Origin of the sequence: Clostridium putrefaciens (assembly GCF_900461105.1) — a bacterium.
Classification (GTDB): Bacteria; Bacillota; Clostridia; order Clostridiales; family Clostridiaceae; genus Clostridium_L; species Clostridium_L putrefaciens.
This window is the reverse complement of sequence record NZ_UFWZ01000001.1, coordinates 1,224,512-1,248,292: the sequence shown is the minus strand read 5'-3', so window position 1 is coordinate 1,248,292 and position 23,781 is coordinate 1,224,512. Positions and strand designations below refer to the sequence as shown.

The 23,781-nt window shown below is 29.2% G+C and carries 21 protein-coding genes and 1 other annotated feature (1 of these 22 running past the window's edge); of the genes, 7 read left to right on the top strand and 14 right to left on the bottom strand.

Annotated features, from left to right (window positions below; genetic code table 11):
• Positions 1 to 4, bottom strand: a binding site (T-box leader) (it extends 249 nt beyond the left edge of the window).
• Positions 5 to 171: 167 nt separating this feature from the next.
• Genes DY168_RS05330 through DY168_RS05320 form a run of 3 tightly spaced genes read right to left on the bottom strand, consistent with a single transcriptional unit; the run spans position 172 to position 3,949 of the window.
• Complete coding sequence (locus tag DY168_RS05330) at positions 172 to 2,010, bottom strand: extracellular solute-binding protein (protein WP_115640824.1); 1,839 nt, start codon at positions 2,008 to 2,010, stop codon at positions 172 to 174.
• A gap of 2 nt (positions 2,011 to 2,012) precedes the next feature.
• Positions 2,013 to 2,864: an ABC transporter permease gene (locus DY168_RS05325; protein WP_115640823.1), complete on the bottom strand. Its 852-nt coding sequence runs from the start codon at positions 2,862 to 2,864 to the stop codon at positions 2,013 to 2,015.
• On the bottom strand, positions 2,864 to 3,949 hold the full coding sequence (locus tag DY168_RS05320) for an ABC transporter ATP-binding protein (RefSeq protein ID WP_278286341.1): 1,086 nt from the start codon (positions 3,947 to 3,949) through the stop codon (positions 2,864 to 2,866). Before DY168_RS05320 ends, DY168_RS05325 begins: the two co-directional genes overlap by 1 nt.
• Before the next feature lie 455 nt (positions 3,950 to 4,404).
• On the opposite strand from DY168_RS05320, the gene rocF reads away from it, so the two are divergent.
• The 4 genes from rocF to DY168_RS05300 all read left to right on the top strand — a co-directional run bounded on the left by rocF (position 4,405) and on the right by DY168_RS05300 (position 7,252).
• Positions 4,405 to 5,301, top strand: coding sequence for an arginase (gene rocF / locus DY168_RS05315; protein ID WP_115640822.1), 897 nt, complete (start codon positions 4,405 to 4,407; stop codon positions 5,299 to 5,301).
• Positions 5,302 to 5,667: 366 nt separating this feature from the next.
• A complete protein-coding gene (locus tag DY168_RS05310) occupies positions 5,668 to 6,291 on the top strand; it encodes a 3'-5' exonuclease (RefSeq protein ID WP_115640821.1) in 624 nt (207 codons plus the stop codon).
• Positions 6,292 to 6,532: 241 nt separating this feature from the next.
• Positions 6,533 to 6,694 (top strand): rubredoxin, encoded by a 162-nt coding sequence (rd, locus tag DY168_RS05305; RefSeq protein ID WP_115640820.1) that lies wholly within the window; start codon positions 6,533 to 6,535, stop codon positions 6,692 to 6,694.
• Positions 6,695 to 6,898: 204 nt separating this feature from the next.
• Complete coding sequence (locus DY168_RS05300) at positions 6,899 to 7,252, top strand: hypothetical protein (protein ID WP_115640819.1); 354 nt, start codon at positions 6,899 to 6,901, stop codon at positions 7,250 to 7,252.
• 77 nt (positions 7,253 to 7,329) lie between these two features.
• Here DY168_RS05300 and pflA read toward each other — a convergent pair whose 3' ends face one another.
• Entirely contained in the window at positions 7,330 to 8,049 is a 720-nt protein-coding gene (gene pflA, locus DY168_RS05295) for a pyruvate formate-lyase-activating protein (RefSeq protein ID WP_115642418.1), read from the bottom strand.
• Positions 8,050 to 8,136: 87 nt separating this feature from the next.
• Positions 8,137 to 10,362, bottom strand: coding sequence for a formate C-acetyltransferase (gene pflB, locus DY168_RS05290; protein ID WP_115640818.1), 2,226 nt, complete (start codon positions 10,360 to 10,362; stop codon positions 8,137 to 8,139).
• A 450-nt stretch (positions 10,363 to 10,812) separates the two neighbouring features.
• On the opposite strand from pflB, the gene DY168_RS05285 reads away from it, so the two are divergent.
• Positions 10,813 to 11,646, top strand: coding sequence for a formate/nitrite transporter family protein (locus tag DY168_RS05285; RefSeq protein WP_115640817.1), 834 nt, complete (start codon positions 10,813 to 10,815; stop codon positions 11,644 to 11,646).
• An 86-nt stretch (positions 11,647 to 11,732) separates the two neighbouring features.
• On the opposite strand, the gene DY168_RS05280 is transcribed toward DY168_RS05285, so the two are convergent.
• The 9 genes from DY168_RS05280 to DY168_RS05240 form a co-directional block, all read right to left on the bottom strand.
• A complete protein-coding gene (locus DY168_RS05280; RefSeq protein ID WP_115640816.1) occupies positions 11,733 to 12,512 on the bottom strand; it encodes a serine hydrolase in 780 nt (259 codons plus the stop codon).
• Between the two features lie 370 nt (positions 12,513 to 12,882).
• Complete coding sequence (locus DY168_RS05275) at positions 12,883 to 13,713, bottom strand: undecaprenyl-diphosphate phosphatase (protein ID WP_115640815.1); 831 nt, start codon at positions 13,711 to 13,713, stop codon at positions 12,883 to 12,885.
• A 129-nt stretch (positions 13,714 to 13,842) separates the two neighbouring features.
• The gene (locus tag DY168_RS05270) at positions 13,843 to 14,166 is read right to left on the bottom strand and encodes a thioredoxin family protein (RefSeq protein WP_115640814.1); all 324 of its coding nucleotides are present in this window, start codon (positions 14,164 to 14,166) and stop codon (positions 13,843 to 13,845) included.
• A 133-nt stretch (positions 14,167 to 14,299) separates the two neighbouring features.
• Positions 14,300 to 14,911: a superoxide dismutase gene (locus DY168_RS05265; RefSeq protein ID WP_115640813.1), complete on the bottom strand. Its 612-nt coding sequence runs from the start codon at positions 14,909 to 14,911 to the stop codon at positions 14,300 to 14,302.
• A 197-nt stretch (positions 14,912 to 15,108) separates the two neighbouring features.
• Positions 15,109 to 16,221: a transglutaminase domain-containing protein gene (locus DY168_RS05260; protein WP_115640812.1), complete on the bottom strand. Its 1,113-nt coding sequence runs from the start codon at positions 16,219 to 16,221 to the stop codon at positions 15,109 to 15,111.
• Between the two features lie 176 nt (positions 16,222 to 16,397).
• Positions 16,398 to 17,972, bottom strand: a complete 1,575-nt coding sequence (pckA, locus tag DY168_RS05255) for a phosphoenolpyruvate carboxykinase (ATP) (RefSeq protein WP_115640811.1) — start codon at positions 17,970 to 17,972, stop codon at positions 16,398 to 16,400.
• Positions 17,973 to 18,377: 405 nt separating this feature from the next.
• Positions 18,378 to 19,178, bottom strand: coding sequence for an ABC transporter permease (locus tag DY168_RS05250; protein ID WP_115640810.1), 801 nt, complete (start codon positions 19,176 to 19,178; stop codon positions 18,378 to 18,380).
• Entirely contained in the window at positions 19,168 to 19,950 is a 783-nt protein-coding gene (locus DY168_RS05245; protein ID WP_172556272.1) for an ABC-2 family transporter protein, read from the bottom strand. Before DY168_RS05245 ends, DY168_RS05250 begins: the two co-directional genes overlap by 11 nt.
• A 10-nt stretch (positions 19,951 to 19,960) precedes the next feature.
• A complete protein-coding gene (locus DY168_RS05240; RefSeq protein WP_115640808.1) occupies positions 19,961 to 20,941 on the bottom strand; it encodes an ATP-binding cassette domain-containing protein in 981 nt (326 codons plus the stop codon).
• Positions 20,942 to 21,438: 497 nt separating this feature from the next.
• On the opposite strand from DY168_RS05240, the gene DY168_RS05235 reads away from it, so the two are divergent.
• Positions 21,439 to 22,326, top strand: a complete 888-nt coding sequence (locus DY168_RS05235; protein WP_147291411.1) for a hypothetical protein — start codon at positions 21,439 to 21,441, stop codon at positions 22,324 to 22,326.
• Positions 22,327 to 22,405: 79 nt separating this feature from the next.
• Entirely contained in the window at positions 22,406 to 23,770 is a 1,365-nt protein-coding gene (locus tag DY168_RS05230; RefSeq protein ID WP_115640806.1) for a Mur ligase family protein, read from the top strand.
• Positions 23,771 to 23,781: the final 11 nt, after the last annotated feature.

Sequence of the window (23,781 nt, the reverse complement as noted above, 5' to 3'; positions counted from 1 at the left end):
ATTATAATTATTTATTTGTTTATTATTATATAGTGTTAATAACAAACTGTCAATATTATTATAATATTTTCTTGCACACTTATGCTTCATTTATGATAACATTTTCTTGAACACAAGTTTGCTTTTGAAATACTTAAAGTTTATGAGGTTCCACAATTAAAATGTAAAATACTAATTCTTAATTTCTGACCAAATTAAATCATAATACTTCACAGCATCTCCTATATCCATTAAGTAATCTCCTTTTTCTAATTCCTCTTTTGGTGGAAAAGACAAAGGACTTTCTAGTATTTCTTTTGGTGTCATTGGATAGGTTGCTTCATTACAATTTGTATAAGGATAAGCTTTAGTAAATTCTATACTCACATCTGATTCTAATACATAATTTAGGAACAGTTCTGCTTCTTTAGAATTTTTTGAGCCCTTTGGTATTACAAAGTTATCTTGTTGTAAAAACAATCCTTCCCCTGGTATAATAGCTCTAAGATCCTTATTTTCAGCCATTGCAAAACCTGCCTCAGCAGACCAGGCAACCCCTATTGGAACTTCCCTACTTATAAGCATAGCCTTAGAGTTATCACTATCATAAGCCCTTATATTAACCTGAAGTTTCTTTAATTTAACTTTTGCCTCATTTAATTTATTAACATCCGTTTCATTAAAATCATAATTTAATGTTTTTAGTGTCATCCCAATAACCCCTCTTGGATCATCCATCATAACTATTGAGTCTTTAAACTTTTCTTTCCAAAGATCGTTAAAGTCTTTTATTTCTCCATCTTTTATTTTAGTAGAGTCCACCACTATTATAGCCTCTGACCTCATATATGGAACACTATGTTTATTTTCCTTATCGAAATATAAGTTCTTAAATTCTGATCCAATATTAGACCAATTATTTAAATTATTTGTATCTATCACTTCAAGCATATCTTGTTTTCTCATTATATCCACCATATAGTCCGCAGCTACAACTACATCGTATCCATTTCCACCTGCCATCATTTTAGCTAACATCTCTTCATTAGAACCATAGCTAGAATAATTAACTTTTATATTATATCGTCTTTCAAACTCCTCAATAACAGGCTGTGGTATGTAATCTGACCAATTAAAAATATTTAATTCTCCTTCATAATGAACAGCTTTACTAGAAGCCTTCCAAACTCCTAATGTAAATATAAAAATGAAACTCATAAGGGATGCTAAAACTCTTTTAATGTTCTTACTTTTAATATTATTAGACCTTATCTTTTCTGCAACTATAACTACAGCAACTGTTAGTATTATAAGTACTGTAGACAAGGCATTAATTTCTGGACTAACCCCAAATTTCACCATATTAAAAACCTTCAAAGGAAAAGTCATACTACTAGGTCCCGCTACAAAAAAGCTTATTATCACATCATCTATAGATAATGTAAATGCTAAAAGTCCTCCTGCAATAACTCCCGGCATAATGCTTGGAAGTGTAATCTTCATAAATGTTTGAAATGGCGTTGCTCCAAGATCCATAGCAGCCTCTTCTATAGACTTATCAAATCCATCTAGTCTAGCCCTTACTACAACTACTACGTAAGATATACTAAAGGTTATATGGGCTATAATAAGTGTTAATATTCCACTACTGATTTTAGTCAAAGAAAAAAATGCTAATAAAGCAATACCAAGAACTATCTCAGGTATAACTATAGGAATATAGAGCATTCCATCTACTATAGACTTTCCCTTAAATTTTGACTTATATATACCAACCGCAGTAAGTGTTCCAATCATTACTGATACTATACTGCTTACAAATGCAATTATAAGGCTATTTTTAACGGATACTAAAAGTCCACTATTAGTTAAAAGCTTTTGATACCATTTAAATGTAAATCCTGTCCAAGTAGCATTTAATTTAGATTGGTTAAATGAAAATATTACAAGTATTATTATTGGAATATAGAGTATAAAATAAATTAACGCTGAATAAACTTTTGAAATAATCTTTAAATTATTCTTTTTCAACTCTACATCACCTTATCCTTATACTTAGATTTTGTAATCTTAAAATATCCACCTATTATAATAAGCATAACCATGATCAATATAACAGAAATAGCAGATCCAAAAGGCCAGTCTCTTGCCATAAGATATTGATTCTTAATAAGATTACTAATCAATATAACCTTACTACCACCCATAAGATCTGGTATAAAAAAGTATCCTAAGGTAGGTACAAATACCAAAAGTGCTCCTGCCATAACCCCTGGCATAGTAAGAGGCCATATTATCTTAGCAAAGTTTTTAAATGGATTTGCTCCTAAATCTGATGCTGCTTCAATAAGGGACTTGTCGATCTTTTCTACGGAAGAATAAATAGGTAATACCATAAATGGGAACATCATATATACCATACCAATAAGCACCGATGTATTAGTATAAAGTAATTTTAAAGGTTCTGATATAAAATTTAATTTTATAAGGTATGAATTAATTATGCCCTCTGTTCTTAAAAGTATTATCCAAGCATAAGTTCTTATAAGTGAATTAGTCCAAAAAGGTAGCATTACTAGCATAATAAGTGGGCCCCTAAACTTTTTAGGAGATCTACCTATAAAAAATGCAAATGGATAAGCAAATACCAAGCAAATAACTGTGGTAAAAAGAGCAATAATAAGCGATTTTAATAATATGTTTAAATATAATGGGTCCATGAATCTTATGTAACTTTCCACGTTAAAACTGTATATAACCTCACCAAACTCACCTCTTGTAAAGAAACTTACAAGTACCATAAGTGCAACAGGAATTAAGAAAAAACAAGTCATCCAAATTACTACGGGGTAAAGTAGCCTATATGATCTTTTCTTTTTTTTCATTAGGACTTTACCACCACTGCACTATTACTCTTCCATGTTACAAAAACCTTATCCTTTTTATTTATGAAGTCAAAGCTTTCTCCCGCAAATTCATTTATGACTATGTCTTTACCATTATTAAGTTCTACCACAGTTTTTAAAACAGATCCCTTGTATATTTTCTCCTTCAATGTACCCTCTAACCACTGGTCATCTAAATTTGGCTTACTCTTAATCTTTAATCGTTCTGGTCTAACTGCTATACATACAAACTCACCTATTGAAAATCCTAGGTCCTCTACCTTAATATTTTCACTTTGTCCTATTTGTAATAAAACCTTTTCCTTTTCAATAGAGGCAACTCTTCCCTCTATTAGGTTAGTCTCTCCTATAAAGTCAGCTACAAACTTAGTTTTAGGTTTTTCATATATTTCTTCTGGGGAAGCTATTTGTTCTATGTTACCTTCATTCATCACAGCTATCCTATCAGACATAGTTAAAGCTTCTTCTTGATCATGAGTAACATATATAAAAGTAATACCTAATTCTTTTTGAAGATGTTTCAATTCTAATTGCATCTGCTTTCTTAGTTTAAGATCTAAAGCTCCTAATGGTTCATCTAGGAGCAGTACTTTAGGGCTGTTTATAATGGCTCTAGCAATAGCTACCCTTTGTTTTTGACCTCCACTTAACTGTGATGGCATCCTATCCTCATAGCCCTCAAGTCTAACTATTTTAATCATTTCATTTACTTTTTCTTTAATTTTTGTTTTTGATACCTTTTTCATAGTAAGGCCAAATGCAATATTATTATAAACATTAAGATGAGGAAATAAAGCATAATTTTGAAATACTGTATTAACACTTCTTTCATAAGGTGCTTTTAAAGAAACTTCTTCCTTATCAATATATATATTTCCACTAGTTAATTCTTCAAATCCCGCTATCATTCTTAAGGTTGTAGTTTTTCCACAGCCACTAGGACCTAAAATAGTTAAGAACTCTCCTTCTTTTATATCAAGAGATATCCCTTTAACCACTGGCTTTCCACTCTTTTCATAGGATTTAAACGCATTTATTAATTGAACAATTGTTTTACTCGCCAATTTATTCTCAACTCCTTACTTTACATTTGTTTTTTTATAAAAAAGAAAACTTCCCCACCTTTTTAAGGCAAAGAAGATATTTATTAAATAGTAGTCGAAAATATAATTTTCGTATAAAAATATATCATAATTACATAGCTTATACAATAGTTTTGCCTTAAATTTCGTGGATTTCTTTAATTAATTTTATATAATCCCAAAATATACATATACATAATTATTAAATATGAGATTTATAATGTCTAAAACCTTATTCATATCTTTAAAATCTTTAAACTAAACCTATCGCATTATTTAGAATATTTTTAATAATACATATTTTAATAAAGTACTTTATTTTTTTAAAAATACATATATAATTGTTTTGTTTGTAAAAATAAATATATTCTTTAATAAAATTTTTTCAATTTGATTATAGAATATATTTATAGAATTATTCAAGGGGGTGCTTTTTTATGAAAATAAATTTAATTGGTGTACCAATATTTTACGGTTGCGATAATAAAGGTGTAGAATTTGGTCCTGATACTTTAAGAGAAAACGGTATCGATAATATTGCAAAAAAATACGGTCATGAACTTTGCGATTTAGGAAATATTATTGTTCCAAAAGTAGAAGAAAGTCATAAATACGTTGCACATGAAACTATGAAGTACTTAGATACAGTTACAAAAGTAAATGAAGATTTAGCAAATGAAGTATACAATTCATTAAATTCAGGTGTTTTCCCTTTTATTGTTGGAGGAGATCATTCTTTAGGGCTTGGTAGCGTTTCTGGAGCTAGTAAATATTTAGATGATATAAGTGTTATTTGGGTAGATGCTCATGGAGATATAAACACAGATACAACCTCTCCCTCTGGCAATGTTCATGGAATGCCACTTTCTGCTGCTATGGGTATTGGCCACGAGAATTTAACAAACATTTTTTATAAAGGTAGAAAAGTTAATCCCGAAAATGTTTATATAATTGGGGCAAGAGATTTAGATAAAGGTGAGAAAGACCTTATTTGTGAACTCGGTCTTAATGTTTGGTCCACAGAACATATAAAGAAAAATGGAGCGGAATCTGTTATAAAAGAACTTATTCAAATTTTAAATAACAAGGGTAGTAAAAATATCCATCTAAGTTTTGACATTGATGCTTTAGACTCAATGCTAGTTCCCGGTACTGGTACTCCGGTATCTAATGGATTAAGTATAGTTGAAGTTAAATATATCTTAATGTCTATTTTAGACACAAAGCATGTTAAATCTATGGATTTCGTTGAGTTAAACCCTAAAATTGACAAAGACAATAAAACCCTAGAATTATCTTTAGAAATGATTGATCTAATATTTAGTCATATTTAGATAAGTAAACATAATTTCCTATAGTTAGAGTATAATTATATAATTTTTAGGATATTTTTGATTTAATTGAATACACAATATAGGGGATAGAAAGTACTTCAGTACTTTCTATCCCCTATATTGTTCCTGCGCTTATCCCTAGAGAATAGCTTTGCTTATAACCTGCTAAAGCTTATTTGGTATTCTTTATTTAAAATATATATATTCATAAAAACAACATTTACATTTGAATCACATTCAAAGTTACTTAGAGAATAAGCAACTTAACCATTTTGCTCCCAAACTAAACAACCTTTATTATTTAATAATAACAAGTTTTATGCTATAATTAATTTTATAGTTGTATTATTATCAGGAGGTTTACAGATGAAATTAATTTTTTTTGATACAGAAACAACAGATTTAAGGCCAGGCAGCATATGCCAGTTAAGTTATATATTAGTAGACACTTCAACAAAACCTCAGAGCACTATAGGTAAAAACATCTTTTTTTCAGTAGAATCTATGGAACCTTCTGCGGAAAAAATACATGGCTTTTCCTTAGAATCTCTTTATGAATTAAGCGGTGGACTTTATTTTGAAGATCAGTATGAAAGTTTCATGGATGACTTTTTATCTTCTGATATAGTAATAGGTCATAACGTTAATTTTGATATTAAGTTTTTAAGACATGAGATTGAGGGATGCGGTGAAGAGTTTAATCCTAAAATACCTTTTTGTACTATGGGCTACTACAAAAATGTTTGTAGACTATCTAATAGCAGAGGAGATATAAAAAATCCTAAGCTAGAAGAAGTCATTGCCTTTTTAGGTATAACTAAGGGTAAAATTGAAGAACTTAGCCAAAGACTTTTTGGTGGAGCTGGTAATTATCACGATGCAAGATTCGATACTACCGCTACCTATCTTATAGTTATAGAAGGAATAAAAAAAGGTTTCATTCCAAAGCAGCACTTTTCTAACATGGTAGAAACTAAAAATAATGTTTAACTATAAATAAATCATTTTTCACTCTTTAACATTCCTGCGAGGAAAGCTCCCACCTCTTAGGTGGAGAGTAGTTCACGGAACCATAATAGAATTAATAATACAAAACCTTATTTCATTAAATTATATATTATTAATTCTATTACTTGTAAAGGATATATATTTTGTTTATAATGAATATAGCTAATATTTATTACTAATGAATATTAGATCACTTATTTTAAACGTGAAGGAGGATTTTACGATGCAAAAATACATTTGTATAGTATGTGGTTATGTTTACGATCCTGAAATTGGAGATGAAGATAACGGAGTAGCACCAGGAACTAGTTTTGAAAATATACCTGAAGATTGGCTATGCCCACTTTGTGGAGTTGGCAAAGATCAATTTGAAGTAACTGAATAGAACAATAAAAAGTCTATACTCAATTGAGTATAGACTTTTTATTTAGTAAAACATTGGCTATTAACTGAAAGCTTGTCTTTTCTCTAATTATAGTTTAAAATCTATATAAATAACCATTTTAAACATTTACATTATGTAATAAAACTTATTCACCAAAAGTTAATTATTATATATATTATTATATATTTGAAGGGGGAACTTTATATGGATTGTGAAAACTTAGATACTATTGATATGTTAAAAATTTTAAGAGATAAACCTACACTAAAAGCTATAAATGATAAGGGTTGCATAGTAGGAGTTACCGGCGATGAAAAAAGTATAAGTATTAGGAATACTGGTTATGAAAAGCTAAGCCTTGAAGATAATTGGATAATGATTGAACCTATTGAATACGATAAAGCTAATGAGCTATTTAGAAAAGGTAGAATGGTAGAATTAATTTATCCAAGTGGCAGAAGGAAGCAATATAGAAAAATGCCTTTAGATGGTAATGTAATTCTAGAAACGGACTTACCAATACCTAGTGACGGACTTTGGTATTGCTATTGGTCTTAACCTCTAAATAGATAAAAAATAGACTAGTATACTAGTCTATTTTTTATCCACCTAATTAATAAGATTAACTATAAAGTTTATAAGTTTAATAATTCTATTAGCCTTAATTCCAGCTTCTTACATTCATCTTTATCCATAGGCTCTATTCCTTCTAATTTATATTTAATCTCCATACTTTTATACTTATCTAAACCTAAGGTATGATATGGTAATAATTCTACCTTTTCTACATTCTTTATTACCTTTATTAATTTAGAAAGCTCTTTTATATGTTCCATAGAATCTGTTATTCCTGGAATAACCACATGCCTTATCCAAATCTTTACACCAGATTTCTCTACTGCATGCAAAAATCGCCAAGCCTCTTTTCCATCCTTACCCGTTAAATTTAAATAGCTTTCTTTAGAAACATCTTTTATATCAAACAAAACTAAGTCTGTGTATTTTAATATTTCATCATAGTTTGAAAGCCCGTATCCCGAGGTATCTAATGCAGTTTTAATTCCATTTTCCTTGCATAATTTTAAAACCTCTATTAAAAACTTAGGCTGCATAAGTGGATCTCCTCCAGAAAACGTTACCCCTCCCCCTGACTTATGAAAATAAGGCTTATACCTTGATATTTTCTTTATAAGATCTAAAGCTTCAATTTCCTCTCCACCTTTAAAGTTCCATGTATCGGGGTTATGACAATAAGCACATCTAAGTGCACACCCTTGGAAAAACACTACAACTCTAATTCCAGGCCCATCTACAAGGCCCATAGTTTCAATCGAATGTATTCTACCTTTCATAATCTCCACTTCCTTTGTAACGAACATTAAATATATCTTTTTAGTATATAAATAGAGAAAAGACTCCTATAGAGCCTTTTCTAGAATATATTACATTTTTTCGTGGAATGTTCTGCTTATAACCTCTTTTTGTTGGTCTTTTGATAATCTATTAAAGTTAACTGCATATCCTGAAACTCTTATTGTTAATGTTGGATACTTTTCTGGATGTTCCATAGCATCCACAAGCATCTCTCTTTGAAGCACGTTAACATTTAAGTGATGAGCACCTTGGCCAAAGTAACCATCCATTACTGATACTAAATTATTAATTTGGGTATCCTTTTCTTTCCCTAAAGCTTCCGGAACAATAGAGAATGTATTTGAAACTCCATCTTCGCAGCAAGGATTATATGGTATCTTAGCTACAGAGTTTAGTGAAGCAAGTGCTCCTTCAAGGTCTCTTCCATGCATTGGATTAGCTCCTGGTGCAAATGGAACCCCTGCATCTCTACCATCTGGTGTAGCTCCAGTTTTCTTGCCGTAAACTACGTTTGATGTAATAGTTAATACTGAAAGTGTGTGTTTTGCGCCTCTATAGGTAGGATGAGATTTCAACTCTTTTGAGAACCTTTCTACAAGTTCTACTGCAATATCATCTACCCTATCATCGTCATTTCCGAACTTAGGAAATTCACCCTCTATTTCAAAATCTACTGTTATTCCATTTTCTCTTATAGGCTTAACCTTTGCGTACTTAATAGCACTTAAAGAATCTGCCGCTACTGATAACCCTGCTACACCAAAAGCCATAAGTCTCCCGATTTCTGTATCATGAAGAGCCATTTGACCTGCTTCATAGGCATATTTATCATGCATATAGTGGATTATATTCATTGTATTTACATATAATTCCGCAACATAATCTAATACCTTTATATAGTTTTGTTTAACTTTATCATACTCTAAGATTTCATCTTCTATCTTCTCTATTCCAGGTACAACTAATCTTCCTTTTTTCTCATCAACTCCACCGTTTATAGAATATAATAATGCTTTAGCTAAGTTACATCTTGCTCCAAAAAACTGCATTTGTTTTCCTATTTCCATGGCAGAAACACAGCAAGCAATACCATAATCATCTCCATATATAGGTCTCATAACATCATCATTTTCATATTGAATAGAATCTGTTAAAATAGACATTTCAGCACAGAATTTCTTAAAGTTTTCCGGCAACTTATCTGACCATAATATAGTCATATTAGGTTCAGGTGCGGCTCCAAGATTAATTAATGTGTGCAAAAATCTATATGAAGTCTTTGTTACAAGTGGTGTACCATTTTTACTTATTCCACCTATAGATTCAGTTACCCAAGTTGGATCACCTGCAAAAAGGTCATTATATTCTGGTGTTCTAAGATGTCTTACAAGTCTTAATTTTATTACAAATTGATCTATTAATTCTTGAGCCTCTTGTTCTGTTATAACTCCATTTTTTAGATCTCTTTCAATGTAAATATCTAAAAAAGTACTTGTTCTACCAAGGGACATAGCAGCACCATTACTTTCTTTTACTGCCGCCAAATATCCAATATATAAAAATTGAACGGCTTCTTTTGCATCTTTTGCAGGACTTGATATATCCACCCCATATTTTAATGCCATAGATTTCATTAGCTGTAGCGCCCTTATTTGTTCTGAAACCTCTTCTCTATGTCTCATAACTTCATCTAACATATCACCTTTTAAAGCCTTAAGATCTTTTTTCTTTTCACTTATTAAATAATCTACACCATATAAAGTTATTCTTCTGTAGTCACCAATTATTCTACCTCTACCATAAGCATCAGGAAGTCCAGTTAAAAGCCCTGTAGATCTTGCTACCCTTATATCATCTGTATAAGCATCAAAAACTCCATCATTATGTGTCTTTCTAAACTGTGGAAAGTATTTTTCTATGTCCTTATCTAATTTATATCCATAGGATTCTAAAGACATCTCAACCATTCTCCATCCACCCCAAGGATTTACTATTCTTTTTAAAGGTGCATCGGTTTGAAGTCCTAAAATAACTTCATTATCTTTATCAATGTATCCAGCCTCATAGTTATCTATTCCTGAAACTCTATCTGTAGCAACATCAATAACTCCTTTTTTAATTTCTTCAATTATTAATTCACTTGATTTTTCCCAAACCTTCTTTGTCTTTTCTGTTGGACCTTCTAGAAATTGTTTATCCCCTTCATATAACTTATAATTCTTTTGAATAAATCCTCTAACATCTATTTTATCTGTCCATGAACCTAGCTTGAAATCTTCCCATTGTTTAAACATAGAAAACACCCCTTTTAAGTTTTATTATATAAATTCTTTTAATGTGTATATTTTTAATATGCGCATTTTGATTTTATTATCCATGACTCCATTATAATACTTTTATTCAGGTTTGTTAATACCTTAACACCATTTTATAATATTTTCAATATTCAAAACTGGCTGTAAGCATTGACTTTACTAGCTTTTAGTGGTAAAATATTTTTATAAAATATAACAGTAAATTTTATAAACTAATACAGTTTATTCGCTAAATAGTACTATTCTAGTGTCTGTTTATATTTTTATACCTTATCATCATTTTTATATTTATTTTACTTAATTTACTTAACTTTAAGTAAAAACACAGAATTTAGCCAAATATTAAATTGTAATAGCTATATAAAATGACAATTTTATTTCACAAACTTGCATTTAATAATAAACTTCAAAAACTTAGGAGGATTTATAATGGAAAAACGAATGTTAAACCCTACAGAAATAACCAGTGAAATAATAACAACTTACGAGGCAAAAGCTAATTATGCTCCCCTTAAATCTTTAATTTTAGGTGTTTTGTCTGGAATGTTTATAGCTTTAGGTGGATTTGCTTCTGCAACAGCTTCTCATAGCATAACCAATTATAGTGTTTCTAAACTAATTTCAGGTTCAGTTTTCCCTGTCGGACTAATATTAGTAATAATCGCTGGTACCGATCTCTTTACTGGAAACGTTTTACTTACAGTGCCTCTATTACATAAAAGAATAACCTTTAAGCAATTAGTGAAAAATTGGGTAATAGTCTACTTTGCCAACATGGCAGGTGCAATAATTGTATCCTTGCTCCTATTTTATAGCGGGTCTTTAGATGTAAATTACGGAGCCCTTGGAGCTTATAGTATTAAGGTGGCTTATACTAAGTCAAGCCTTCCCTTTATAAAGTCTTTTTTAAGTGGAATACTTTGTAACATATTAGTTTGTCTTTCAGTTTGGATATCTTTTGCAGGAAAAGATATTATAAGTAAGATATTCGCTATATTCTTCCCTATAATGGCTTTTGTAGTATCTGGTTTTGAACATAGTGTGGCTAATATGTATTATTTTTCTATAGGACTTTTAGCAAAAACAAATTCTCAATTTGTTTCTAATCTTGGTATTTCAGAGAGTCAATTAGATAGTTTAAATTTAAAAAGTGTTATTAATAACCTTGTCCCTGTAACCTTAGGAAATATATTAGGTGGAGCACTTTTTGTTGGAACAGCACTTTATTTAGCTTTTATACGTACCAATAAATCTAAATTATAATATTAAATAGATACTTAACTGTAATATAAATGAAAATAGGCCCTACCTATATAGGCAGGACTTATTTTCATTTATATGTATTCTCTTTAATTCCAACTATTTATTATCATGTCCCACATCATCTTACCACTCTTAGCTAAAGTAACAATTCCATATACATCGTTTGGTACACCTTTTGACATCATAGTAAATGCAAAGTTACCTTTTGGCATTTGGATAAATGATGTATCATTCTCTACTCCGGTTAAATCACCAGTCTTATTTGCTATATTTGCTTTAATTTCTTCCCCTATATAAAATGCTAACTTATTTTTCATTTGCTGCTTTTTCATAATTCTTATAACCCAGCTGCTATTTTCTTTACTTAGATAGGTAGAGTTGTATAAGTGCTTCCAACAAAGACATAAATCATAACTACTAGTTATATTTTGTATTGTACTATCTACATCCTTTTCTTTTTCAACTCTTCTATTTAGTTTAGTGCTTTTTAAATCCATTTCTTTAAAAATACTGTTAATTTTACTCATACCCACGAGATCCACAAGCTTATTCGTAGCCGTATTATCGCTTTGTATAAGCATAGCAATAAGAAGTTCTATCAAAGTATATTCTTTTTCTCCAAATTCATGTATTATACCATTACCTGAAACTTTATCATCTATTGAAACAGTGAGTTTATCATTGAGACTAATATTTCCTATTTCTGATTCTTTTAATATAGCCATAGCTATAGGAAGTTTAACACACCCTGCCGATACCATACAAACGTTTTCATTGTAGCCATATATATATCCTCCATCTAAATCCTCAAAGTAAAAACTATAATCGCCTATTCTTGATTCTAAATACTTCTTAATTTCCTTCATGTTTACCTCCAACTTTAATGATTATTGTATGGACATTAAAGATATATTTTCACTTACTTAAGTGTTTCACCATGCGATATTATTTGTATTAGATTTAACTACAACACAAACTTTAATAGCACCTCAATGATACCTTTTTAGCATTAAATTTATATTATTTATGAGGAAGGCAATAAAAGCTATCTTTTATTTAATTATACACTTTAAATGATATCTATTACACATAAGATAATAATTTTGCATTTATACCAAATATGAGAGCTGTTAAAATATTAGCATACTCTTTATAAAGCATTATGGTTATATATCATACCTTAATTTTATTAATACGATTAAATAACCATATATGCTTATATATCAATATAGCTTCTTATTTTATTACATTTAAAGCAACTAGTATTATAAATATAGCCGCTACTAACAATCTGTATATTGCAAATGTTCTCATAGGCTTTTTCTTTAAGAATGCTATGAATCTATCTACTACTAATAATGCTGTAAGAAAAGCTACAACAAATCCTACTCCTAGTGCAATCTTCTCATTACTAGTCACAGATGAAAAATCGAACTTTTTAAGTTCAAGTCCTGATGCTCCTATCATTACAGGAATAGCTAAGAAAAAAGAAAATTCTGTAGCTACGGTTGTTGAAAGTCCAGCCACCCAGCCACCCATTATAGTGGATGCAGACCTAGACATTCCAGGCCACATAGCAAGACACTGAAATAATCCTACTTTAAAAGCCTGTCCATAACTAATATCCTCTAATTTTCTTACCACTGTTTCACTGTTTTCTCTTTTCCTAAAGTTATTTTCAATAACTATAAGAAGTATTCCTCCTACTACAAATCCAATGATTACAGTTTTACTATTAAAAAGATATTGTTTAATTATCTTATTTAAAGCTAATCCCATTATCATGGCTGGTATTGTTGCGACAATTATATTAAGCCAAAACCTTATACCCTTTTTCTCAAATTTAAAGAAAGATACTATCATATCTCGTATTTTTGACCAGTATAAAACTACTACTGCAAGTATTGCGCCAAGTTGTATAACCACTTCATACATTTCCGAAAAGTCGCTACCATTAAACTTAATTAAATCCCCCACTAAAATCATGTGGCCTGTAGATGATATAGGTAAAAACTCAGTTATCCCCTCTACAATAGCTATAATAATTGCCTTAAAAATTATTAACATATGCTTACTTCTCCCCTTTTAGAAAATTTGTCTTTTAATATTATATTTAAATATATACTTATCTATTATAAGGTATACTAATAACTTTTGTCTATTGATTGGCTATCAAAGTTAATAAATACTTTATCACTATTTATAAATAGTAGATATTCTTTTTAATTTTTCCTCTACATCATTTACGCTTATGAACCTAGCTTCTCTTATAGTTTCTTTCCCTTCTACATATAATAGTATAACCGGAATTGTAAATATAGAGTATCTTTCCATAGCTAGTTTAACATCATCAATCTCTATATATGCCATTTTAATATTAGGATACCTTTTTAAAATTTCAATAATCTTAGGTAATAACGCGGTGCAAACACCACAAGTTTCATTTCCGAAATAAAGAAAGCTAATATCATTACTTTTAATATACTCTTCAATTTCCTGTAGTGAATTTAATTTAACCATAAGCTATGCCTCCTTTTTTTATACTTTTATATTATGTATTAATGCCCCTCTTAGATGTTTTTAAAAAAGGTTCATAATTTTTATTATTTATACGTAAAAAAGGCTTGTATATTCAAATATACAAGCCTTTTTATTATTTATTATTCTTATATAATCTTTCTACCTGATCCCAATCTACAACCTTCCACCATGCCTCTATATAGTCAGGTCTTTTATTTTGATATTTTAGATAGTAGGCATGTTCCCACACATCTAAAGTTAAGATAGGTATATTACCATCTGTTATTGGATTGTCTTGATTTGGTGTAGACATAATTTGAAGTTTGCCATCTTTATTTATAACAAGCCATGCCCACCCACTTCCAAATCTTGTAGCTGCAGCTTTAGCAAAGTCTTCTTTAAATTTTTCAAAGCTTCCGAAGGCTTTGTTTATCTCTTCTTTTACTTGCGCTTTTGGCTCTCCGCCTTTATTAGGGCCCATGAAGTCCCAAAACATAGAGTGGTTATAGTGACCGCCTCCATTGTTTCTTACCGCTACTCTTATATCCTCAGGTATTGAGTCTATATTTTTTAGAAGTTCTTCTAATTCCTTATTTTCAAGTTCAGGATGTTTTTCTAGTGCAACATTAAGGTTATTTATATATGCTGCATGGTGCTTAGCGTGGTGTATTTCCATGGTTTCTTTATCTATATATGGCTCTAACGCATTATAATCATATTTAAGTTCTGGTAATTTATATTTCATTTAAATTCCCTCCATTTACTTTTATCAAATTTATTTTTATAACTTTAATCTTAATTTATTGATTATTCTTATTATATCATAGTTGATAATAATAATCAATATTGTTTATCTTTATTTACTGTTATAAAATTAAATAAAGACTATACTAAAGATTCATATCATTAGTATAGTCTTTATACTGATTTTTATTCTAATAATTATTTTTTGTAATTAATTATTATTTCTCTTACAGGTGTTTTTCCATCCTCTGAAAGAATTATTTTATTCTCACCTATCTTAAGTTTTAAATCAAAGTATTGATTTACTTTATAATACTCCATTCCATCTATGCTAGCGTAATATTCCTTTACCATAGAGCTATCTTTGAACGCGCCAACAACAAACTGTAACTCTTCATTTTTATCTCCAACAGGATCCTTTTTCATAATAATAAAGGTAGCTTTATCATCTATTTTAGCATTAGAGTACTTCTTATACGGACTTATCTCAAATAATTCACTGCTGTTTACGTATAAAGAAGGATTTTCATAAGACTTTAACCCTTTTATTTCTGGCAAATCTCCTTCTGGTATATACCGTATAAATGAATTGCTCTTTTTTACTCCAACAAAGCTATTATCTATAGGTATGGAATAAGAATACAAATATTTTGTAATTTCTTTTTTATATTTAGATAAATTTTTAGATTTTTTTATTTCTATTGTATCTATATCACTTTTTAAAAGTTCTATAGCACTTAATGGAATATCCTCTTTATAAAAGCAGGCATTATTAGCCACATCTATAGCTACCCACTTATTTAATTCTTTACTCCAAATTTCTGATATGTATAAGGATGAAGCCTTTTTATTGAATTGACCATCCTTAACTTTAAATACTCCTACTCTTGCTTGTACACCAACAGATCTTAATGTTTGAGTGAAAACTATACTCATATCTTGATCAGAAGCCTTTTTACCATCCTTTAGGGCATTGATTATTGATTTAGCATCCTCTTCACCACTTATACTCCCCCTGTTAAATTCAAACATTTCATGAGTCCACTCCAACATCTTCAGAGCCTTATCCATATCTTTTTCTATGCCTTCTGTTTTAGATAATAATTCATATTCATGGGATAAACCTTTTAAGTAATCCGTTTGTAAATCTTCATTATAAAACTTTATATTTGTACCGGTGTAAATATTATCCCATTTCCCCACTAATACTCCTTTTGATTTACTTATACTATTTTTATAACCAAAAGCAAATGTGCCAAAAGCAGACACTATAATTAGAATTAATATCCCCTTTTTTACTGTAGAGTTCATAAATTAAAACCTCACTTAACTTTTTATTTAAATTCTATTTTATGATAAATTATATACTAAAAGCTAAAAGTTTCCTATAGCAATTATATTATTTTAAGATTATTATACAAAATGTCTCTTCAAAATATATTTGAAGAGACACTTACTTACTTTTATGTTTAACTTTAACGGATATCTTATTCTATAGTAGGACCTGCTTTTACTACATCACTTGAAACTTCTTTAAACTTTTTAAAATTACTATTAAACTTTTTAGCAAGTTCTATAGCTTTTTCATTATAACTTTCTTTGTCTTCCCATAAATTTATTGGATTTAATATTTCACTTGGAACACCCTTACATTTCTTTGGCATCATCACCTTAAATATTGGGTGTTCTTCCCACTTAGTATCCTTTAATCCACCCTCTATAGCTGCTGTAACCATAGCTCTTGTATATGGTAGTTTCATTCTAGAACCTACTCCATAAGAGCCCCCACACCATCCAGTGTTAATAAGGTATACATCTACTTCGTTTCTATCTATTCTTTCTCCTAAAAGTTTAGCATATACTGCTGGATTCATTAACATAAAAGGTTCTCCAAAGCATGCAGAAAATGTAGCTTGTGGTTCTTTAATTCCTCTTTCTGTACCAGCTAGCTTACTTGTATATCCTGACATAAAGTGATACATAGCGGCCTCTTTAGATAACTTTGAAATTGGAGGCAATACACCAAAGGCATCTGCTGTTAAAAATATAATAGTATTAGGGTTTTTACCCTTACCACCTGGTTGTATATTATCAATATGGCTTAGGTTATAAGCTGCTCTAGTATTTTCTGTAAGGCTATCGTCATCATAATTTGGGATTCTATTTTCATCTAAAACAACATTTTCCAATAAAGCTCCAAATCTTATAGCTTCATATATATCTTTTTCTTTATCTTTATCTAAGCTAATGGTTTTTGCATAGCAACCACCTTCAAAATTGAAAACTCCCTCATCCCACCAACCATGCTCGTCATCTCCTATAAGTTTTCTTTTAGGATCTGTGGATAAAGTAGTCTTTCCTGTTCCTGATAGTCCAAAAAATATTGCTACGTCTTCATCTTCTCCTACATTAGCAGAACAATGCATTGGGAATACTCCCTTTAAAGGTAATAAGAAATTCATAACAGAAAACATGGACTTTTTGATTTCTCCTGAATATTGAGTTCCACCTATCAAAACTATCTTTTTATCAAAATTCACCAATATGAAAGCTTCTGAGTTTATTCCATCTTTTTTGCCATCAGCTTTAAATCCTGGAGCTGAAATTACTGTAAAATCAGGCTTATCTAAAAATTCTTTATCATAACTATCATATCTTCTAAATAATTGGCTTGCAAAAAGTGCCTGAGATGCATATTCACATATTGCCTTTACAGATAGCTTGTACTTTTCTTCTGCTCCTACAAAGCCATCAAAAATGTAGGCATCTTTATCTTCTAAGTAATCTAAAACTTTTTTATAAAGATTGTCGAAAACGTCTTCATTTATAGGGATATTTGTGTCTCCCCAGTTTACTTTATCTTCAATGCTCTTTTGTCTTACTATAAACCTATCTTTAGGTGAACGACCTGTATATTTGCCAGTTTCAACAACTAATGCTCCACTTTTAGAAAGACATCCTTCTCCATTTTTTAAGGCATCTTCTATAAGCTTTGCCCCTGGCAAATTCTCATATGAATGTTTTACTTTTAAATTTAAATATTCTAGGCTGCTTGATCCCATCTTTATTCCCCCTATAATATATAATACTCTTTATAATAAAATTATCACACAATAGTTTGTCTTTTGCAATAAATATTTTGTTTTTATATTTTATATATTGCCCTAATGAATTTATCCCTTCATTAGGATACCCTTTTCATTAATTAGTATATTCTTTATATTATATAAAATAATTATATAGTGAAATCTCTTTCAATTATGCTAAAAAAGAAAAAATCCATAGTGGATTATCCTGTGTTATGATTTAATCGCTAAAGAAAAACATACACGGAGAATAATCACTATGGACTACTTAAACACAGGATTACGTGAAAATAAACACTTGAATCTGACTTTAATACAAAACTTCAGAGTAACTATTTGAAGCACAGTGCTTACATCAAATATAATGTTTTATTCACTCTCTTAATTACCTAATCCATCATATCTTTTTATTGAAGTTTTAAATATTAGTTTTGATATAAAATAATATATTAATATGATAATAATTACTATATTATTAATAACTACATTATCTTTTAATAATATGGTGTTAGCTGGTAAGTATCCTATTAAGACAATAGGGAAAACTGTCATAACCATATTTTTAACTACTTCCGGGAAAATATTTATTGGATAGTTCGTTAAATCTAATGTAGTCATTATAGAATCATATGGGGTATATGTATATCTTGTATAGAATAATACACTAAGCGAAGTCAATGCAATTGAAGCTATGAATAAAACTCCTAAAATAGACAACCCCACCATCTTTAATAATATAATAAAAGTAATACTTTTATTAAGCTCTTTTAGACAAAAAAAGAATAAAGTTATATAAACTATGATATTCACAAGTGGTTGTATACTAACTTCTCTCATTCTTAAATGTAGAACAATATCTAATGGTTTTGTTAGCATCATTTCTAATTCTCCATTAAAAATGTATCTTTTTAAGTTCCTATAGTTTCCATATAAGATACTATATATAGACATGTTTAAAGAAGCTATGGCGTATATTAGCATTATCTCATACTTACTCCAATTAGCTATATTAGTTATGTTATTATAAAGAATTTCTATATAAGATAAGCTAATTGCCATGTTTATTATAACCATAAAAAGTCCAATCAAGAAATCCTTTCTATAATTAGTTAAATTCTTAAAATTATATTTAACTAAAGCAAATACTATTCTTATATTATATAATACTTTTTTAACCCCCATATATTATCACATCTTTCTCACAACTTCTAAAAATTACTCTAATTAGTATAAGAAATATTAAAATCCAAGCTATTTGTAAAAATAAGGAAAATAGATTATTATAACTGCCATTAATTAAAATAGTGGTAGGTCTATAAATAATTCCTGGGAAAGGACTATATTTTAAAATATCATTTAATTGTTTTGGAAGAAAGTCTAGAGGAAACATACTTCCTGAAAAAAAGGTGAGAATGGATTGCTTTACAATGTTAAGTCCCCAGCTATTCTCAAACCAAAAAGTTAATAGCCCCATTAATATATCAAATAGTATATAAGTAAAAACTCCCATAATAGCTAATAAAACAAACCAAAATAAGTTCTCTGCTGTTATATTTGTATTTGAAAAAGATAAATAAACAATAAAAACAGGCGCTAATATCAATACATTACTTGCTGCTATACCTATATTTTTGTAAATCACATGGTAAGGGTAGTATGTTGGTTTTATTAAATAATTTATAATATTTCCGCTTCTCATATCTAAACTCATAAAATAAATATTTGGATATGATATTAAACATGATAAAAATACACTTGAACCTATATAAATCTTATAACTATTCATAGTCCAATTAGCTATTTCATTATATTTAAAAATACTACTCCAAAGAAAACTTAAAAATATATACCTAAATACAACCATTACTATCAGATCAAATATTATTCCAATATCATGAAATTGAATCTTTGAGCCCATCTTTATCCATATTGCATATTTTTTAAAAGTATTCATTTTATTATACTTACCCTTCATATATATTTAGAATTATTTGTTCAAAGTTTGTAGTTGATAAATTGAAATTATTAGGTGCCAATTCCTTATCTAATAATTCCATAATTTTAAAAGGTATTGAATTATCTTCTTTATTAAAATATATTAATAAACAATTCTCTTTATATTCTATATGTTTGATATTCTTTTGGTAATCACCTAACATTCTCCCTAACTCATCTATGCTCAATAATTTGTTAGGAGATTTTAATGTTATTATATATTCATTTGCATAGGTTTCATAAAGCGTACTTATTGAATCATCAAAAATTAATTTCCCTTTATTTAAAATCAATATCCGATTACATAAATTTCCCACATCCTTTAAATCGTGAGATGTAAAGATAATAGTATTCTCAATCTCTTTATGGATCTCTAGAATAGTATTAAATATATTTTCTTTAGTTAAAATGTCGAGTCCAATAGTTGGCTCGTCTAATAATAACAATTTTGGCATACATAATAAATTACCAGCTACTTCACATTTCATTCTCTGTCCAAGACTTAATTGCCTCGCTGGTCTATATAATAAATCATTTAACTCTAACATTTGATCTAGCCATCTTAATCTTTCTTGAAATTCGTCCCTAGGTATATCGTATATTCTACTGATAATTTCATAAGAATCTGCCACCTGCAGATTATCCCATAGCTGTCCTCTATGTCCAAATATAACGCTCATATTTTTTTTAAATTCTTCACCTATAACTTCTTTACCATCCAAAGTTAATTTAATTTCGCCACTGGTTTCTGACAATACTCCGCATAATATCTTTGTTAATGTGGATTTCCCTGCTCCATTAAGTCCTATTAATCCACAGATTTCACCTGATTTTATAGAAAAAGAGATATCATTAAGTGCATGAATACTTCTTTTCTTTCTTTTAAACAGAGAGTCCCCTTTTTCAATTATTCTATATTCTTTTGATACACTATTTAATGAAATTTCCATTTTACCCTCCTATATAACAGAATTCATATTAAGCTTTTAAAAATCTATACTATAACTTTTAAATAATAAAGGCATGCTTTTTCAAAATAGATATTATAAGGTTTTGTTAGATACATATATACAACTCGTACTAATTTAATTTTATCATAGTAAGCTTCTTTAATAAACACTATATTATCACTCCTTTGGAGTATATTTGAATATACAAGGTAAATGCTAATTTTTTTTAGCTTTCAATTCATGGATTTACTATGATATACTAATATAAGAAAATTATAAAATAAAAAAGGTGATGTACTGATATGAGAACACAGCCAACTAAGAAGGGCACAAGTGGTTTTGGATATACCTTCAAATTATTAATCATTATTTTTACTACATTATTTCTACTCCTAAGCTTTTCCTTTGCATTTAAATTAGGTATCGAAAATACTCTTAATACTTTATCAACCTTTATAAATCATTCTTTATACTCTATTAAAGGTGACATTATAGATATGAAATCGTACTATAATACTTTAAATAATCAGAAAAAAAAAGGTGCTAATATAGATGAGATAATTATTACCTTAGGAGGAAAACTTAATTGTAATGATGCAGTCCCCACTACATCTAAAGGTAAATTAAAGTACTTAATGAATTTAGATAGTTTAGTAGACCAAGATACAGTTACCTTCTTATCCCTTAACAAAAATAGTCCCTTAAAAGCTGAGGAGCCTTTTATAAACAGTGTTAATTCTTCTTTAGAGGTTCTTAATTTATCAAATACCGAGGGAAATGCTAACTTAGATTATTTAAAATATTCAAATGCCTTTAACATTTACAATGCCCTGAATCTTAATGTAAAAGGTATAAATATAGTGTTTTTTGAGTATGATGAATCACTTATGGATAATGATTCCTTGTTAACCTTAAAAGAAGATATCTATGAATTAAAATCTAAAGATACCTTTTTAATTCTAGTTAGTAAAGCTCCAAAAGAGAACATTAAGGAAAGTAATAAAATAAGCCATTCTCTTATAAAATCTGGTGCAGATATAGTAATGTATTTAGATAGTACAAACTACTCTGTAGACCAATATAAAAATAAGTTTATAATTAAAGGGTTACCTCCTTTAATGTCTAAGGAAGAAGAAATATACCCACTCCCTTTGTATCAACTTAGCATAGCTTTTTCTGAGAAAAGTCTTGTTTCTATTGGTATTAAGGTGTGGCCTTTTAAATTAAATTACGAGTTGTCTCATAACATGTATATTCCACAATTATGTGACAAGAATCAAGGTAAACCACTTATTGAGCTATTAAATAAAAATAGTACAAACTTAAGTTTCCCTTTAAGTGATAAATTTAACTTTATAAACATTAATTCTTTAAATACAAAATAAAAAATAGTAGATTAACTTATCTTTATGTAAATGGGTATTAATTAATGATAAGCTAAGAGCTACATATTCTTTCAAGGTGGTGTCTAAAATAAATATAAAATCTTTTTTCAGCATAATTACATCTAAACTAATCTTAAAAATATCTAAAAGTTTTTTGCAAGGTGGTAGTAACTTTCCAGGTAAAGTAGCATTAAAATTGGATAAAGATATATTAAAGGTCATAAGCAAGGGTTATAAAACCATAATCATAACAGGTACCAACGGTAAAACCACTACCACAAGCGCCACTGTAAATATATTCAAACAGCAAGGTTATGAGGTTATAACTAATAATACCGGTGCAAATATGTTCCCTGGAATTGTATCTTGCTTTTTAGATAATTTTAAGTTTTTTAAAACAGATTCTACAAAAGATAAAGTGGCGATTCTAGAGGTTGATGAGGCTAACGTTAAGTTTATAACGGAATATATTAATCCTGAAGTAATAAGCATAACTAACCTTTTCAGAGATCAATTAGATAGATATGGTGAAGTTTACATAACCTTAGAAAAAATTCTAGAAGGAATAAAAAAATCTCCTGACTCAACTTTAATATTAAATGGTGATGAATCACTTCTAGGCAATCTATCAGTACCAAACCCTTTAAGATACTATGGCTTTAACAACTTTAACTTAGGCGATAAAACTATTGAGTTAAATGCTGATGCAAAATTTTGCACAGTATGTAAATCTCCCTACAAATATAATTTTATAACCTATAATCACTTAGGTGACTTTTTTTGTGATAATTGTGGTTATAAAAAGCCTCTTTTAGATTATCATATAGATGAAGTTATTACTTTAACGTCTAAGGGTTCCTCTTTTATTATAAATAATACAGAGTTCTTTATGCCTCAATCTGGAACATATAATATATATAATGCTTTGTGCGCCTATTCTATAGCAAAGTTTTTTAATATTGAAGATTCTATAATTTCTACTTCTTTATTAAAGCAAGATGCAAGTTTTGGAAGACAAGAATCTATTGATATAGATGGCAAAGAGGTCAATATAATCTTAGTTAAAAATCCTGCAGGATATAACCAAGCAATAGATACCTTATCGCTAAGTAAAGATTCAATGTCTATAGCATTTTTGTTAAATGATAACTATGCAGACGGAAGAGATGTTTCTTGGATTTGGGATGTGAGCTTTGATAAGCTAAATAACCTTCCTATTTGCGATGTTATAATTGGCGGATATCGTAAATATGATATGGCAGTAAGACTAAAAATTAGCGGTTTAAATAAAAATAATTTTAAATTAAGTGCTAGCGATGATGAAGTATTAAATAATATAATAGGATGTCAGTCTAATAAGGTATATGTACTAACTACCTATACCGCTATGATTAATTTTAGAAAACACCTAAATTCAAAAGGATACCTAAAAAAACTTTGGTAAAGTAAAGGAGA